Origin of the sequence: Clostridium celatum DSM 1785 (assembly GCF_000320405.1) — a bacterium.
GTDB lineage: Bacteria > Bacillota > Clostridia > Clostridiales > Clostridiaceae > Clostridium > Clostridium celatum.
Window position 1 is genome coordinate 31,094 of sequence record NZ_KB291617.1, and the last position, 17,114, is coordinate 48,207.

Consider the following 17,114-nt stretch of genomic DNA (forward strand, 5'->3'; position numbering starts at 1 on the left):
ATACAAATATACTGTATAGTCCCTTTTCTTTATTATTCTTCTCTTAAACATTCTGGTTCTTCAGGTTGATAAAAAGAAAAATAACATGCTGAAGTAGATATTACAGATGCAAATACTGTAGCTACTGCTGCTATTCCCATTAAAATTTTCTTTTTCATTATCCTCACCTCCTTTTAAATAAAATTAAGCTTAAATAGCTATCTATTTTACTTAATACCGTATTTCCTATATCAGTTAAAGAAAATACTTGCCATGCTAGTCCTATATATATACATAAAGAATAGATTAGTAAATAGTATTTATTTATATAACTATAAATTGTAATATTTAAAATAACTATAATCCCATAAATCATCAATATTCTTAGTGATTTCTTCTTTAATCTACTTCTTTTTGCTTCACTTTTTATTGGTTTTGCTAAGCTATCTACTGGTACTAATTTATTTATTGTTATGTACGACCATATAAACACTACTAATCCAAGTATGATTACAAATATTAAATTAAACTCTATTAATTTTATTAATAATGCAAAACCAACCCCCACAATTGTACCTATTATTGTACATATGCTTGGAGTGCTAGCATGGACACCTCCTGAACTCTTTCTTAATATACTTATTGTAAAAGTTATTATTAAAGCCTCAGTAGCAACATTAAATATGATTCCGAATATAAAAACAAATATTATAGAAATACTCATTTGAATAAATGCAAATATTCCATAATTTACAACACTCTTTTTTTCATTATCTAATTCTAATTCATTTGCAATATTATTAGAAATTTTTTCACATACAACATTAATAATATCCATTTCTAAGCTTGTTCCTTTTTCCTAAAAATATATAATATCCTATAACTATTGAAGCTAATATTAATAGTGATGGCAATCCATAAATTGTTTTTAATACAGGATTGCTTAATATCATAGTTAATCTATCTCCCAGTAAAAACTTTAGTATAAAAACATTGATTCCTTCAGAAGCAAATAATATTATTGCCATTATTATGGCGGCCTTTACTGAGGATATTATTTCTATTTTGTTTATACTATTTGAAATAATAGTCATAAAACTAATATTCAATATTGTATGAACCCCATAATTTATAGGTAATGCTCTTATAACAAACACAGCAACAGCCAAAAGTAAACTTGATAAAATATATATTTTTTTATCTATTTTAGTTTTTGAAAATGCATATGCCGCAAACATAAATACAAATACTTCTGGTATACTTCTTATTACGAATTCAAACATCGTTAATTTTAACATTTCACATCATCCTCTTTTGTTAATTTATTACTCTTAACTATAGATTTGTATATTATTAAAAACACAAAAATTCTTATCAATATATCTCCTATACTTAGTATGCTATATCCTAAATCTATGTAATCTGTTAGTATTTTTAAATTTGTTTGAGAATTTCCTAATATATGAAAATCATTGACTAAACCAAATCCTTCTGGCTTTGCATATCCTGTTATGTATGATAAGCTTGGAAAAACAGGCATAAAACCTCCATTACTCCTTATTGCTATATCGTTTAAAATTCCCCCTAAAATAACACAACCAGCTCCAATTATGGCTTCTAAATATATTTCATATTTAAATATTAATATTAAGTACATCATTAAATATATAGATTTTAATGATTGTAATAATCCTACTACTTCATAATTTCCTTTAAAAATCATAGTTTGTCCAATAAAATAGATAAACTCAAAAATAATAATAGGATATATTGTCCAATTTTTAAATAATAGCTTTATATCATATCTCTTTAATTTTGCTATTATTATTGCTATTAATATAGTTTCAAACATTGTTTCACCAAACTTATAAACCTTTTCTTAAAGAACTTTTTTGTAATTTTATTATATTATATCATTATTTTTCTACTTTTTTCTATATTTTTGCTATTTTTATTTCAAATTTATACATATAAACTATTTTTATTACATAAAAACATATATTTTTACATAAATTTTTCTATACATTTGAATATTTTCACTAAAATTTATTAAGTATGAAATAAAAAATAGCAAATATAGATTAAAATTCATAAACCATTAAGAGTTTTAACACTTTATAAATTTACATCTATAATTTGCCATTTCCAATTAAAGTTCTTTTCTCAAGAAGCTATTTTTTCCAACCTTAAATGGAATCTTAACCTTACACATCATTCCTGGGTGTGGACAGCCTTCAATAGCTTCTCCTTCTTCATTATAAAGTTCTTCAACTATAAAACTTTGCCCCATTGAACCAGGTGATAAAATTTCAACTTTATCACCTTTCACAAATTTATTTCTTTGCTTACATAAAGCAATTTGACTTTTCTCATCATATTCTTGAACTATAGCAACAACATCGTATTCTCTAACATGGTCATTAGTATGATATATTATTGCATCACTTTTAGGTTCATTAAAGAAAAATCCTGTATTGTATTCTCTATGACTAACTTTGTACATTTCCGCTAATAATTCTTTAGGTAACTTATAATTTTCTGGATCTTCATAATATAAATCAATTGCTTTTCTATAAGCATTAACAACTATTGCAACATAGTATTCACTTTTATTTCTACCTTCAATTTTTAGAGAAGAAATTCCTGCTTCTAAAAGTTCTGGTAAATGCTCTATCATACATAAATCTTTTGAATTCATTATATATGTACCATTTTCATCTTCTTCAATAGGAAAATATTCATTAGGTCTTTTTTCTTCTACTAAAGAATACTTCCATCTACAACTTTGAGCACAGGCACCTCTATTAGAATCTCTACCTGTCATATAACTTGAAAGTAAACATCTTCCTGAATATGACATACACATTGCACCATGAACAAAAACTTCTAGCTCTAATTCTTCAGGTATATGTTGTCTTATTTCTCTTATTTCTTTTAATGAGCACTCTCTAGCTAAAACCACACGTTCTGCACCTAATTCATGCCACATATTACATCCTTCATAATTTACTGTATTAGCTTGTGTACTAATATGTATTGGTAAATTAGTATTCTTTTGTACAGTTCTAAAAACTCCAAGATCAGATACTAAAACAGCATCTACTTTAGCTTCTTCTAGTTTTTTTAAAAATTCTGGTAACTGTTCTACTCCTTCATTTCTTGGCATTACATTTACTGTACAATATATTTTTTTCCCTAATTTATGAGCAAACTCTGCTCCTTCTTTTATTTCTTCAAATGTAAAATTTTGCGCTGCTGCTCTTAAAGAAAAAGCTGATCCTCCGAAATAAACTGCATCTGCTCCGTACTGAAATGCTATCTTTAACTTTTCTAAACTTCCAGCTGGCGCTAATAGTTCCGGCTTTTTATATTTTACTGTCATAAAACTTCATCCTTTTACTTAAATTATATTATATGATTATTATATACCACTATTAATTTAATTCAACGAAAAACTAATATGGTACCACTCTTAATAAAATTTATACCACAAGTGGCTCTTACCATTATATAATATTTCTAATACAATAATAATATAGAGTTAAGAAATAATCGGGGTGTTAGTATGGAAAAAATAATGAGACCTGTATGGGCTGAAATAGATTTAGATGTAATTGCAAATAACATGAAAAATATAAAAAAATTAGCTGGTAATAAAGAAGTAATGGCTGTTGTTAAAGCTGATTGCTATGGTCATGGAGCTTCAGATGTAGTTCCTTGTCTTTTAGAAAATGGTGCTTCTAGGCTGGCTGTTGCAATGCTTACCGAAGCAATTGAACTCAGAAAAAATAATATTACAGCACCTATAATGATTCTTGGATATACACCAAACTACCTTGGTGAAGAATTAATTAATTATGATATAGAACAAACTATTTATGATATAGATTATGCTAAAGAACTATCTGATTTGGCTTTAAGCATGAATAAAAAAGCTAAAGTACACATTGCCTTAGATACTGGTATGGGTAGAATAGGATTCATGCCTAATTTGGATAGTCTTAATAAAGTTATTGAAATATGTTCTTATAAAGGCTTAGACGTTGTTGGTATATTTACTCACTTCTCAAGCTCTGATGAGAAAGATAAAAGCTATACAGAATTTCAATTTAATAAAATAATAGAATTTGTTGATAGACTTAAGGAATATGGTATTGATATCCCATTAAAACACGCTTCAAACAGCGGAGCAATCATAGACATGCCTAATACTTATTTAGATGCTGTAAGAGCTGGAATTATAATATATGGATACTATCCATCTAACGATATTAACAAAGATAATTTATCAATTAAACCAGCTTTAACATTAAAGGCTAAGATTGCTCATGTTAAAGAAGTAGATAAGGATAGCTATATTGGTTATAACAGAACTTTTAAAACAGAAAGGAAAAGCGTTATTGCAACTATTCCAATTGGATATGCTGATGGATATATAAGAAAATTAAAACACGAAGCTAAAGTAATAGTTAATGGAAAATTTGCCAATATAGTAGGAAATATCTGCATGGACCAATTTATGATTGATGTTACCGATATAGAAAATGTAAAAACTGGTGATGAAGTAATTCTTCTTGGTGAAACTGATAAGTTAAAATTTAATGCTGATGATCTTGCTAAATGTGCAGATAGTATTAACTATGAAGTTCTTTGTCTATTAAAAAACAGGGTTCCTAGAGCCTATATTAAAAACGGCGAAATAATTAATGTTAAAAACAACGTATAATAGAGTTATATTGATAATAAGCGTGATACCGAAAAATTTATAATATTTAGAAGGAATAGACCTAAAGGTTAATATTCCTTCTATAAAATTTAATTATATTTTATCTAAGTAGTCTTCGTACCCTAATTCTTTCATTTTATCCTTAGGTATAAATTTTAGTGCTGCTGAATTTATACAATATCTTAATCCACCTAATTCATTAGGGCCATCTGGAAATACATGCCCTAAGTGTGAATTTCCATAATTACTTCTAACCTCTGTTCTAAACATTCCATGGCTAAAGTCTTCCACTTCCTTTACATACCCTTTATTTATAGGCTTAGAAAATGCTGGCCATCCGCATCCTGAATTAAATTTATCCCTTGATGAAAATAATGGTTTTCCTGTTACTATATCAACATAGATTCCTTCTTCAAAATTATTATTATACTCATTATCAAAAGGTGGTTCAGTATAGTTTTTTTGTGTTACCTTATATTGCATATATGTTAAATTTTCTCTAAGTTCATTTTTCTTTTCATCAGATACCTTCCATGTATTCTCTATAAAATCTTTTCTACCAGATCTAGAATAATAAAGCTTATATCTAAATGGATTCTTTTTATAGTAGTCTTGATGATATTCTTCAGCTTCATAAAACTCTTCAGCTTTTAATATTTTAACTACAATTGGAGCATTAAACATTCCGCTATCATTTAGCTCCTTCTTATATGCCTCTGCTATTTTCTTCTGATCATTATCAGTATAAAATATTGCTGTTTGATAACTTTTACCTCTATCATTAAATTGACCACCTTCATCCGTTGGATCAATACTCATAAAAAAAGCTTCAACTAATTCAACGTATTTTATTATATCTTCATCATATGTTATCTCTACAGCTTCATAATGACCTGTATCTGTTCTACATACCTGTTCATATGTTGGATTTTTTATATGTCCGCCAGTGTATCCTACTACTACCTTTTTTACACCATCATATGAATCAAATGGTTTTACCATGCACCAAAAACATCCTCCAGCAAAAATTGCCCTTTTAATTGAACTCATAATCGTTCCCTCCTTCAATTAATTATTGAAACTTCTTCCACTCTATAAATTCAATCATCTTCTTTTTATTTTCCTCAAATTGAATTAACCTATTTACATTTGCACCTGATGGATGGGGAAAGCCAATAAGAATTTGATTTTCACTTAATATTCCCTCGTCCTTTAACTTTAATAAAACTTCTTCAACAGCCTTTCCTAAAGGTATTAATAATATATTTTCTTTGTTATTTAAGTTATTAAATTCATCTATAAAATTATTGTATACATATCCCATTAAGAATTTACTTTTTAATAAGCTTAGGTGTGTGTCCTGTATAATTTTCCTTATTTATAAAAACAGGATATGGAATTAATGATACTGTATGCAATAATGAATCACTTTCATCAAATAACTGGCTACAACTCTTTACACGCACAGCTTCATTTAATTTTATATCATCTAACATTTTTATAATATTTTTTCTTAAACTTCCACTAAATCTAGCTTAACTTTCACATTTATATTGAATTTCATTAATACTCTTATTTTTTTCTAATTCCTCTCTTGCTGTTACAATAGCTTTGTTCATTTGTTGAAATCCTGGAGTTATTCCTACTATAAATATCTTAGCATTTTTATTTAAATATTCATTATGGGGTGCATAATATATCTCTATATTATTTTCTTTATCAATTAAAAATTTATCTATTAGTAATTCATCCTTTGTATATTTACTTTTTAATGGTAACTCCTTTATAAAGTCCTTATAATATATCAATGTTTTATTCATATTTTGCCTCTTTATCTATTGATTTAATACTTAATATTATCTATTTAAATATTATCACCTATCTATAAGTATTAATGTATCAACGTAATTTAAATAAAAAATTAAAGCTACCCTTAACTGAGTAACTTTATAACTATCTATCTTTCTATTCAATTATCTAATATCCCTTACCCCTGCTTCTTCATCTGAAATTGGAATTAAAGTATCAATAAATAATCCCTCACTTCTTTTTGCATAAAAATAAATATCACTTCCTAAATGTAGCTTTTTACTATATTCATTCTTCATTATCTTATACTTTTTATTATTATATGTTTTTCCAAAAAAATATTTTTTATTCTCTTTTCTTATGATTACCCTGTAAAGCACGTATTATCCCCAACCTTCACACTTTGTTATTTTTATGTAATTTAAAATTAATTTACTATTAGCTAATAATAAAAAAGCCACCCTAAAAGAGTAGCTTAGATAAATATAAAATCACTAAATAAATATGATTCTAACATTCAAGAAAAAGTATAATTACTCTTTGCAACTGGCTGACATAATTTTTACTTTAGTCCCTATAGCTTTGCGTCCTTAAGTTTCCTTAAGTTTGCCTATTAAATTTTGCTTTTGAATTATACCATATTACCCTATACATTTCAATATTTCCACAATTATACTATTTAAATTTCCTAATATAAAATGTATCTTCTAAGGGTAGTTTAGTTCTAAACTTTCCATCTAACTTATAATATGCCCCTTGAACAGCTGGTGCTGTTGGAATACATGTTATTTCTCCAACTCCCTTAGCTCCATAAGCAAGCTCTACATTATTTTTTTCAATTATTATGCTTTCTATTTCAGGAACCATATTTGATTTAAACAATCCCAATGTTCCAAATTTAGCTGTAGGAACTCCCTCCTTCAACGGATAGTCTTCTGTTAATGCATATCCAAGTCCCATAACTACTCCACCTTCAATCTGCCCTTCAATATTTAAAGGATTTATTGCCTTTCCTACATCATGAGCTGCAATAACCTTTTCAACTTTTCCTTTTTCATTTAATATAACTACCTGAGTTGCATAGCCATAAGCAACATGACTTATAGGATTTTTTTTAGCACTTCCCATATTATCAGTTTCTCCATTATATTCACCATAAAACTCCAGCCCATTAATCTCTTTTAAACTTCTTGTTTTAAGAGCATTTTTCAATTTTATAGCAGCTATTCGCGTTGCTTCTCCAGTAAATAATGTTTGTCTTGAAGCTGTGGACGTTCCAGCATTTGGCGTTAATTTAGTATCTGGTTTTATCCACTTTATTTTATCTATAGATATTCCGGTAGCTTCACATACTATTTGAATCAGTATAGTTCCTACTCCTTGTCCCATACAAGCAGCTGATGTTTTTATAATAATTTCTTCATCTTTAACTTCCAAAACACTTCTACCTATATCTGGTATCCCTACTCCTATACCTGAATTTTTAAATGCACATGCTATGCCTACATATTTATTATTTTCATACTGATCTCTAACTGCTAATAAAGTTTCTTTTAAAGCAGTTCCTTTATCTGCAATTTGTCCATTGGGAAGCTCCTGACCTGGTTCTATGGCATTTCTCCATCGAATTTCCCACGGTGATATTCCTACTAATTCTGCAAGCTTATTTATATTTGATTCATTTGCGAAAGCTGATTGTGTTACTCCAAATCCTCTAAATGCACCTGCCGGAGGATTATTGGTATAAACCGCCACTCCTTCAACCTCTATGTTTTGATAATTATATGGACCTGATGCATGGGTACATGCCCTTTGTAATACTGGACCTCCTAGTGATGCATAGGCTCCTGTATCTGAAACTATTCTCGCTTTCATTGCAGTTAATTTTCCATTTTCATCACAAGCTGTAGTAAATTCCATTTCCATAGCATGCCTTTTCGGATGAACTTTTATACTTTCATTTCTACTCAATGTCATCTTTACAGGTTTTCCTGTTAAAAAGGCTAATAATGCTGCATGGTGCTGGCAACTCATATCTTCCTTGCCACCAAAACCACCACCAACATACTTAGAAATAACTCTAATTTTACTTTTTTCCACACCAAGCAAAGAGGAAATCTCATTTAAATCATCATATACAGATTGAGTGCCTGTATAAACTAATAATTGCTCATCTGTTGGAACTGCCAATGCACTTTCTGGCTCTAAAAAACCATGCTCAGTAAATGGTACTGAATATTTATTTGTTACAACATACTTTGATTTTTTTATTGCCTCATCTACATTTCCTCTTTTTAGCACTTCTTTAGCTAATATATTTCCATCTTTATGAATTTTATCTGATTTACTATTCATAGCCTCTTTAGGTGAAGTTATTGGCTTTAATATTTCATATTCAACTTTTATTAAATTTACTGCTTTTCTTGCAATTTCTTCACTCTTAGCTACTACCAAAGCTATAGTATCTCCAACATACCTTGTTTCTTCTCCAACAGCAATTAAAGCAGGCCAATCTTTTTTCAAATGTCCACAGTATATCTTCCCTGGAACATCATCTGCTGTAACAACCTTAACTACTCCTTCTAATTTAATAGCGTCTATATAATCTATATCCTTTATAAATATTCTAGGATATTCCGGCCTAAGCGCAACAGCATAAAGCATTCCCTTAACCTTTAAATCATCACAATATCCGTCAATTGCAAGTATTTTATTTTCTGCATCTATCCTTCCTAGTCTATCCCCTATCTTCCCGTTACATTCTTCTTTAATTTCTTTATTTTCTCGCAATATTTTTGCGGCCATTAAAATTCCTTCTTCAATTTTTTTATACCCTGTACATCTACATATATTCCCTAAAAGTGATTTTTTTACTTCTTCTTCTGTCGGATTCATTGTTTTCTTTAACAAAGCTGTTGCACTTATAATCATTCCTGGTATACAAAACCCACATTGTACTGCACCTACTTTTTTAAATGAATATACAAATACTTCTTTTAATTTATTATCTAAACCTTCAAGAGTTTGTACTTCCTTGCCAGCAACATTTTTTCCTTTCAATACACATGCCTTAATAGCTTTATTATTAACTAATATCATACAGGCACCACAAGCACCTTCTGAACATCCATTTTTAACTGATATTAAATTTTTATCATTTCTTAAAAATTTAATTAAAGATTTATCCTCTTCTATTTGGCACAATTCGCCATTCAATAAAAAGCTGACCATATTTCACACTCCGACTTCATCATTTATATTGAATTTTCAATGCACCCCTTGGACATCTTGTAACACACAAACCACATCCAAAACACTTATTCTCATCTATTTTAAGCTTGTCTTTTATATCAATTGCTTCATATACACAGCTTTTTTTACATTTACCACATCTTACACATTTGCTATAATCAACACTTGGACAAATTGCAGTAGTTCTAACATTCCTTTCTATAGATTTCCTATGTGCTAATGATATAATTTCTTTTACATCTAAATATCCATGAGCATCTAAAAATTCATTTAATTCATTTGTAATTTTTCCATATATATCTGCTCCACTTAATATAGCCTGGGTACATACTTGTACCGCACTAGCCCCAGCCATCATCATTTCAGCTACATCTCTACCACAAGATACACCTCCAACACCTATAATAGGAATCTTAACAGCTTTAGTTGCTTCATAAATATTTCTTATAGCAATAGGCTTTACTGCTGAACCTGAAAGCCATCCATATCCATTCTCACTTCCCATAATCGGATATGCAGTTTCAGTATCTATTTTCATACAAGGTCCTAATGAATTAATCATCACTAATCCATCTGCACCTTCTTCTTCTAGACCTTTTGCAATGGTTTGTATATCAGTATGAGGACTCAATTTCATAAACACCGGACAATCTAAAGCTTTTTTTGCCGCTTTCATCGCATTTATAATTGGCTTTATATCTGTTCCAATATAATGAGTTGATAACTCAACTGCATCTGCATAAGGCTTTATAAGTGGTACAATTTTAGAAATCTGTTCTTCTGTATAGCCTATACTAATTATAATCGGTACTTTTGCTTCTTTAGCTTTCTTATATTCCTTACTAATCCATTGCTCCTTAGGTAATTCTGACCATAGCTCTGTATTTAAGAATCCAGAATTTATACTAGCCATACATGGTCTTGGTACCTTAGCAGGTTCTAATGATATAGTTTTAGTAACTACTCCTCCAGCTCCACCTTTAACAGCTCTAATACAAGCCTCTCCATTTCTAGATCCAGGTCCTGCCGCAGTAAACACTGGGTTCTCAAAATTCATTCCCAATATATTCACACTTAAATTAGCCATGACTTTTCCTCCCATAATTAAAATCATTTGAATAACCTAAGTTAACACCCATTTTAAATCCGTTTCCATAATTTCTTTGCTACTTCTCTTGATTTTTCATAAATTAATTTTTCATCAATATTTAGTATTTTTCTATTTTTCATAACTATTTGTCCATTTATTATAGTTGTATCAACTACTCCACCACTTATTCCAAATAAAATATGAGAAAAATAATTTTCTTTATTTATTGGAGTCATAGGATTATAATCTACAATAATAATATCTGCATAGGCATTTTCCTTTAAAACTCCTACTTCTTTATTAAAATATTTTGATGCAATTGTACTATTATTAAAAAACATTTTTTTTGTTTCTAAAAATCCAATGTTTGAATCACATAAATTATTCTTATTAACTATATTTTCTACCTTAATTGATTCAAATACATCATTAGTATATCCATCTGTTCCTATGCCAACTAACATATCTTTTTTTATCATCTTAATGACTGGGGCACATCCCACAGCATTATTCATATTTGATTCCGGTGCATTAATTACATTAGTATTTGTATGCTTCAATATATCAATTTCCCTTTCATTTATATGCACACAGTGAATTGCCAATGTTTTCTTTCCTAATATTCCATAATCCATTAATCTTTCAACTACTCTTTTTCCACTAATATTTAAACTATGATATAAATCATCAATTCCTTCTGCTACATGTATATGATATCCTGCATCTACACCTTCCATTGCCTCTACACAACTTATAATACTATCTTGATTTAAAGTAAAAGATGCATGCATCCCAAAAATCCCCTTTGTCATATCGTCCTTCTTGTTTTTTGCATATTTAATAAAGCTTACATTTTCTTTTATACCTTCGTTCAGTATTCTTTCACCATCTCTATCAGATACCTCATAACAATAACACCCTCGAACTCCAAGAATATTGGCTACATTTGATATTTCTAATAAACTTCCTTCTATGGCCATAGGACTTGCATGATGATCAAAAATAGTAGTAACTCCATTTTTTATACTTTCAATTAAAGTTGTATATGCACTATATTTTATATCCTCTAAAGTTAGCTTTTTATCAATTTTCCACCAAATGTTTTTTAATATATCTGTAAATGTTTCATTTCTTACTCTGTTTATATTTAAGCCTCTAGCAAATGCACTATATATATGATGATGCATATTTATAATACCTGGCATTATAATTTTCCCATTAACATCGATAAATTCCATATCTTTATATTTATTTTTTATATTATCTGTTTCTCCAACTTCCTTTATTATATTTCCATCTATTACAACACAGCCATTACTAATAAATTCATTGTTCATATTATTAGTTATAACTATTCCATTTCCAACTAAAAACATATATTCATCTACTTTCATTTAAAATATTTGAACACTTAATTAAGCTTTTAACAACTTTATTATTTTGCCTAACTAAAACTAAATTCCCCACACTATCTTTCTATATTTCTCTGGATCTGTATCGCCTTCCGTACTAAATAAAAGTATCTTAGATTCTTTATTTAACTTTAGTTTCTCCTTTAATTCATTATATTTTGAATTATTCATTATTTCATAAAGCACGCCTAATGTAACCGCCCCTGATTCACCAGATACAATTCTACTATCATCACTAAGTGGATTACCTAAAATCCTCATTCCTATTTCCGAAATATAATCTGGTGCTGATACAAACATTTGACTATGATTTTTAAGTATCCTCCATCCTATAATATTGGCTTCACCACAAGCAAGACCTGCCATAATAGTATTCATATCACCTTTGACTTTTCTAAGCACTCCATCATTAGCTACTGCAGATTTATATAAACAATTAGCTTTACTTGCTTCTATAATAGTTATTATTGGAGCTTTTTCTTTAAAAACAGCTTTAAAAAAGCCTTGAACTGCTCCTGCTAATGATCCAACACCAGCTTGTATAAATATATGTGTAGGTTTTTCTATACCATAGTTGTTTAATTGTTCTAAAGCTTCTAATGCCATCGTTCCATAACCTTGCATTATCCAAGTTGGAATATCTTCATAACCTTCCCATGCTGTATCTTGAATTATTACTCCATCATGTTCATTAGCATACTTAGCTGCAAGCCTTACATCGTCATCATAATTCATATCAGTTATATACGCTTCTGCACCTTCATTTTTTATATTTTCTAATCTAGTTAAAGAAGACCCTTTTGGCATATAAACAACAGATTTTTGTTTTAATTTATTTGCAGTCCAAGCAACTCCTCTTCCATGATTTCCATCTGTAGCTGTAACAAATGTAATCTTTCCAAGTTCTTCTCTAACTTCATTAGAAATTAGTTTTTCATATGGTAATTCTGAAATATCTTTATTAAGAATTTGAGCTAAGTACTTAGCCATTGCAAAAGATCCACCCAATACTTTAAATGCATTTAATCCAAATCTATATGATTCATCCTTAACATAAATTCCATCTACACCTAAATACTTACTCAAATTATTCAGATTAACTAAAGGAGTTTCTTTATATTGTGGAAAACTTTTATGAAAATCTCTTACCTTATTTATGGATTCTTTATTAAAAGGTTTCAATATCTCCTCTTCTTCATCTTTAGGCAAAGTATTTTCCTTCCACTTTATTTTCTCTTTCATTCTTTCCCCCATAAAATATATAAATTTTGAATATAATAGTTCAACATTTTTAGTATTACTCTTATTTATAATTAACTATTCTTGTACCTGTTTTTCCTTCTATCCCTTCTTTAGCCTTTTCTAGTAATGTTATTAAAGCACGTCTTCCTTTTCTAGAAGATACAAACTCTATTGCTGCTTCTACCTTTGGTCTCATAGAACCTAATGCAAAATGACCTTCATCTAAATATCTTTTCATTTCCGTTATACTTACTTCATCTAGCCATTTTTCATTTTCTTTTTGAAAATTTATAGCAACCTTTTCTACTGTAGTTAATATAATAAGACAATCTGCATCTATTGATTTTGCTAACTGACAACTTGCTAAATCTTTGTCTATTACAGCATGTACACCTCTTAAATGATTTCCTTCCCTTACAACTGGAATACCACCTCCACCACATGCTATAACAATCTCTTCTCTTTCTAATAATGCTTTAATAGTATCAATTTCAACTATCTCTATAGGACTAGGTGATGCAATAACTCTCCTATATCCCCTACCTGAATCTTCTATTATATTTTCACCTTTTTTTATAGCACTAATAGCTTCTTTTTTTGTCATAAATCTTCCTATTGGCTTGCTAGGATTTCTAAATGCATTATCATTTTCATTTACCTCAACTTGAGTAATTATAGTTGATACACTCTTTTTTATATTTCTATTGAGTAATTCCTCTCTTATAGAGTTTTGTAAATCATATCCTATATATCCCTGACTCATTGCAACACATACAGACATTGGACATTTACTATACTTATTATTTACTTTACTTAGCTCATTCATAGCTGCATCAATCATTCCAACCTGTGGTCCATTTCCATGGCATACTACTACTTCATTTCCTGCTTCAACTAAATCTACTATAGCTTTAGCCGTAATTTTTAGTTCTATCATTTGTTCTGATAATGTTTCACCTAAAGCGTTTCCCCCTAAAGCAATTACTATCCTTGCTTTTATACGCACCACAACCCTTCATGTAAAAATATCTTAACTTTTTCATTCACTCTATTTCTTCTCTAGAAATCTATTGAAATTTACGTAATTTATTGTTTCTTTCTAAAGCTTCTAATACACTTTGAGGATTTTTTATTTTGCTTAAAAATATCATAGCAGCAATAATATATGGTTTAAAACTTGCTTGTTTATATAATGAAGTTCTATATCTATCGAAAACAGAAGCACTTACTTCACCTTGTGCACAACTCACCATACTTATGTCTGCTGGTAGGCAATGCATATATATAGCTTTTCCATTCCTTGTGGTTTTAATTAATTCTTCTGTACACTCCCACTCTTTATGTTTTGCATTTTCTAATAATAATTGTGATTCTAATTCATCTATACCATCAAAGTCACATTTTTCATATAAATCAGTACGTTTTTCCATTGCCTTGAAAGGTGCCCAACTTTTTGGATATACAATATCTGCATCCTTAAATGCTTCTTCTATAGAATTAGTTTTTCTAAAAGAACCGCCTGATACCTTAGAATTTTTTACTGCAATTTCTTCTACTTCACTCATAATTTCATATCCCTCTGGATGAGCTAATACAATATCCATGCCAAATCTACTCAAAAGACCTATCACACCTTGAGGTACTGATAATGGTTTCCCATAGGATGGTGAATATGCCCAAGTCATAGCTAACTTTTTCCCCTTTAAATTTTCTATCCCTCCATACTCATTTATTAAATGAAGAGTATCTGCCATTACTTGTGTTGGATGATCTATATCACATTGTAAATTAATTACCGTTGGTATTTGTTCTAAAGTTTTCTCCTTATATCCTTCTCTTATAGAATTAGAAACTGCCCTCATATACTTATTTCCTTTTCCAATATACATATCATCTCTAATTCCAATTACATCTGCCATAAACGAAATCATATTTGCAGTTTCCCTTACAGTTTCTCCATGTGATATTTGCGACTTTCCCTCATCCAAATCTTGAACTTCAAGACCTAAGAGATTACATGCAGAAGCAAAACTAAATCTTGTCCTAGTTGAATTATCCCTAAACAAAGATATGCCTAAACCACTGTCAAAAATTTTTGAGGAAATATTATTTTCTCTTAATTTTCTTAAAGCCTCTGCTACTATAAATACAGATTTTATTTCATCATAAGTTTTTTCCCAAGTTAATAAAAAATCATTATTATACATATTTTTAAAATTTAGCTTATTTAATTCTTCAATATAGCTAGTCATTAGATCCATTTTTATCACCCTTTTCAAATCATTACTTGCATTTTTAAATGTGTTTATTCTTACAATACACAGTTGGTAATGCTGCATAAACTGCTGCACATTTAACTAAATCACTCTTCCAAGTCTTTTCATTTGGTGCATGTGCTTCTTCTTCTTTACCAGGTCCAAATCCTATACATGGAATATTATATCTTCCCATTATAGAAACCCCATTTGTTGAAAATGTCCATTTATCTACCTTTGGAGTTCCATACATTCTTTCATAAACTTCAACTATTGCTTTAGTTGCAGGTTCTTCCTCTGAAATTACCCAAGTTGGAAAATAACAATCTGTTGGATAAATAAGTTTTGTCCAACTTTCTTTTTCATATTTATACATAGAAACTTCTGCCTTATACTTTTTCACAAATGGCAAATTCCTTACTTCTTCTAATGCAGTTTCATAAGTCTCACCATTAGTTAGCCTCCTATCTAATGAAATTGCGCACATATCGGCTACTGCACAGCGTGATGGAGAGTTAAAAAATATTTCTGATACTGTAATAGTTCCTTTCCCCAAAAATTCATCATAATGTAAATTATCATTTAAAACTCTTATTTCTTGAAGAATATCTGCCATTTTATATATTGCATTATCTCCACGCTCTGGTGCTGATCCATGGCAAGAAACCCCTTTAACTTCTACTCTTATTTCCATACGTCCTCGTTGTCCCCTATATATATTTCCATTAGTAGGTTCTGTAATAACTACAAACTCCGGTCTTACTTTATCTTCATTATAAATATATTGCCAACAAAGCCCATCACAGTCTTCTTCTTGTACAGTTCCAGTTACCACTACTTTGTATTCATCACTTAAAAGATCCAAATCCCTCATTATTTTTACTCCGTATATTGCTGAAACAATTCCCCCTAATTGATCTGATGCCCCTCTTCCACCAACCTCTTCATCATTTTCATAGCCTTTATATGGATTAAAAGTCCAATTGCTTAATTCTCCAAGTCCAACTGTATCTATATGTGCATCATAACCTATTAATGTTTTTCCATTTCCTATACACCCTAAAATATTTCCCATTCCATCAACTTTAACTTCATCAAAACCTACCTTCTTCATCTCTTCTGCTATACGATTAATAACCTTACTTTCACTACCACTTTCTCCAGGTATAGCTATTAAATCTCTTAAAAATTTAACCATTTCTTTTTTATAGCTCTCAGCCTTTAATTTTATCTCTTTAAAATCCACATTATCCTCCTCATATTTAAATAAAGTAATCATTAATTCCTTATGCTTATAATCTCTACAATATACATACCATAACATTAGGAAATTTCATTTCTCATATAAT

At 29.4% G+C, this 17,114-nt stretch carries 15 protein-coding genes, 1 pseudogene and 1 riboswitch; of the genes and pseudogenes, 1 reads left to right on the top strand and 15 read right to left on the bottom strand.

Going from position 1 to position 17,114, the window contains the following annotated elements; all coding sequences use genetic code 11:
* Positions 1 to 32 precede the first annotated feature (32 nt).
* The 5 genes from HMPREF0216_RS03880 to HMPREF0216_RS03900 form a co-directional block, all read right to left on the bottom strand.
* The gene (locus HMPREF0216_RS03880) at positions 33 to 158 is read right to left on the bottom strand and encodes a cyclic lactone autoinducer peptide (RefSeq protein WP_005211387.1); all 126 of its coding nucleotides are present in this window, start codon (positions 156 to 158) and stop codon (positions 33 to 35) included.
* 5 nt (positions 159 to 163) lie between these two features.
* Positions 164 to 817 (bottom strand): accessory gene regulator ArgB-like protein, encoded by a 654-nt coding sequence (locus tag HMPREF0216_RS03885; protein ID WP_005211389.1) that lies wholly within the window; start codon positions 815 to 817, stop codon positions 164 to 166.
* Positions 804 to 1,277, bottom strand: coding sequence for a hypothetical protein (locus tag HMPREF0216_RS03890; RefSeq protein WP_005211390.1), 474 nt, complete (start codon positions 1,275 to 1,277; stop codon positions 804 to 806). Before HMPREF0216_RS03890 ends, HMPREF0216_RS03885 begins: the two co-directional genes overlap by 14 nt.
* A complete protein-coding gene (locus tag HMPREF0216_RS03895; RefSeq protein ID WP_005211392.1) occupies positions 1,271 to 1,831 on the bottom strand; it encodes a DUF5317 family protein in 561 nt (186 codons plus the stop codon). Before HMPREF0216_RS03895 ends, HMPREF0216_RS03890 begins: the two co-directional genes overlap by 7 nt.
* Positions 1,832 to 2,128: 297 nt before the next feature.
* Positions 2,129 to 3,361 carry a peptidase U32 family protein gene (locus tag HMPREF0216_RS03900; protein ID WP_005211396.1) on the bottom strand — a complete coding sequence of 411 codons (1,233 nt, stop codon included), beginning with the start codon at positions 3,359 to 3,361 and terminating at the stop codon, positions 2,129 to 2,131.
* Positions 3,362 to 3,544: 183 nt separating this feature from the next.
* Here HMPREF0216_RS03900 and alr point away from each other — a divergent pair, with 183 nt between their 5' ends.
* Entirely contained in the window at positions 3,545 to 4,705 is a 1,161-nt protein-coding gene (gene alr / locus HMPREF0216_RS03905; RefSeq protein WP_005211398.1) for an alanine racemase, read from the top strand.
* Positions 4,706 to 4,798: 93 nt separating this feature from the next.
* Here the strand turns inward: alr and msrB are convergent, their stop codons facing one another.
* The 10 genes and pseudogenes from msrB to HMPREF0216_RS03955 form a co-directional block, all read right to left on the bottom strand.
* Positions 4,799 to 5,755 (bottom strand): peptide-methionine (R)-S-oxide reductase MsrB, encoded by a 957-nt coding sequence (msrB, locus tag HMPREF0216_RS03910; protein WP_005211400.1) that lies wholly within the window; start codon positions 5,753 to 5,755, stop codon positions 4,799 to 4,801.
* Between the two features lie 22 nt (positions 5,756 to 5,777).
* Positions 5,778 to 6,525: pseudogene (locus HMPREF0216_RS03915) on the bottom strand (hypothetical protein).
* 153 nt (positions 6,526 to 6,678) lie between these two features.
* Positions 6,679 to 6,894, bottom strand: a complete 216-nt coding sequence (locus HMPREF0216_RS03920) for a hypothetical protein (protein ID WP_005211412.1) — start codon at positions 6,892 to 6,894, stop codon at positions 6,679 to 6,681.
* A gap of 158 nt (positions 6,895 to 7,052) precedes the next feature.
* A riboswitch (cyclic di-GMP riboswitch) is annotated at positions 7,053 to 7,135 on the bottom strand.
* Positions 7,136 to 7,189: 54 nt separating this feature from the next.
* On the bottom strand, positions 7,190 to 9,745 hold the full coding sequence (gene xdh / locus HMPREF0216_RS03925) for a selenium-dependent xanthine dehydrogenase (RefSeq protein WP_005211413.1): 2,556 nt from the start codon (positions 9,743 to 9,745) through the stop codon (positions 7,190 to 7,192).
* A 19-nt stretch (positions 9,746 to 9,764) separates the two neighbouring features.
* A complete protein-coding gene (locus HMPREF0216_RS03930) occupies positions 9,765 to 10,853 on the bottom strand; it encodes a 4Fe-4S binding protein (protein WP_040418798.1) in 1,089 nt (362 codons plus the stop codon).
* A gap of 53 nt (positions 10,854 to 10,906) precedes the next feature.
* Positions 10,907 to 12,232: a putative aminohydrolase SsnA gene (gene ssnA, locus HMPREF0216_RS03935; protein WP_040418815.1), complete on the bottom strand. Its 1,326-nt coding sequence runs from the start codon at positions 12,230 to 12,232 to the stop codon at positions 10,907 to 10,909.
* 78 nt (positions 12,233 to 12,310) lie between these two features.
* Complete coding sequence (gene dpaL, locus HMPREF0216_RS03940) at positions 12,311 to 13,510, bottom strand: diaminopropionate ammonia-lyase (protein WP_040418800.1); 1,200 nt, start codon at positions 13,508 to 13,510, stop codon at positions 12,311 to 12,313.
* Positions 13,511 to 13,571: 61 nt separating this feature from the next.
* Positions 13,572 to 14,510 (bottom strand): carbamate kinase, encoded by a 939-nt coding sequence (gene arcC / locus HMPREF0216_RS03945; protein WP_040418817.1) that lies wholly within the window; start codon positions 14,508 to 14,510, stop codon positions 13,572 to 13,574.
* Between the two features lie 67 nt (positions 14,511 to 14,577).
* Positions 14,578 to 15,771, bottom strand: a complete 1,194-nt coding sequence (gene ygeW / locus HMPREF0216_RS03950) for a knotted carbamoyltransferase YgeW (protein WP_040418801.1) — start codon at positions 15,769 to 15,771, stop codon at positions 14,578 to 14,580.
* A 34-nt stretch (positions 15,772 to 15,805) separates the two neighbouring features.
* Positions 15,806 to 17,011, bottom strand: a complete 1,206-nt coding sequence (locus tag HMPREF0216_RS03955) for a YgeY family selenium metabolism-linked hydrolase (RefSeq protein WP_147576233.1) — start codon at positions 17,009 to 17,011, stop codon at positions 15,806 to 15,808.
* Positions 17,012 to 17,114 lie beyond the last annotated feature (103 nt).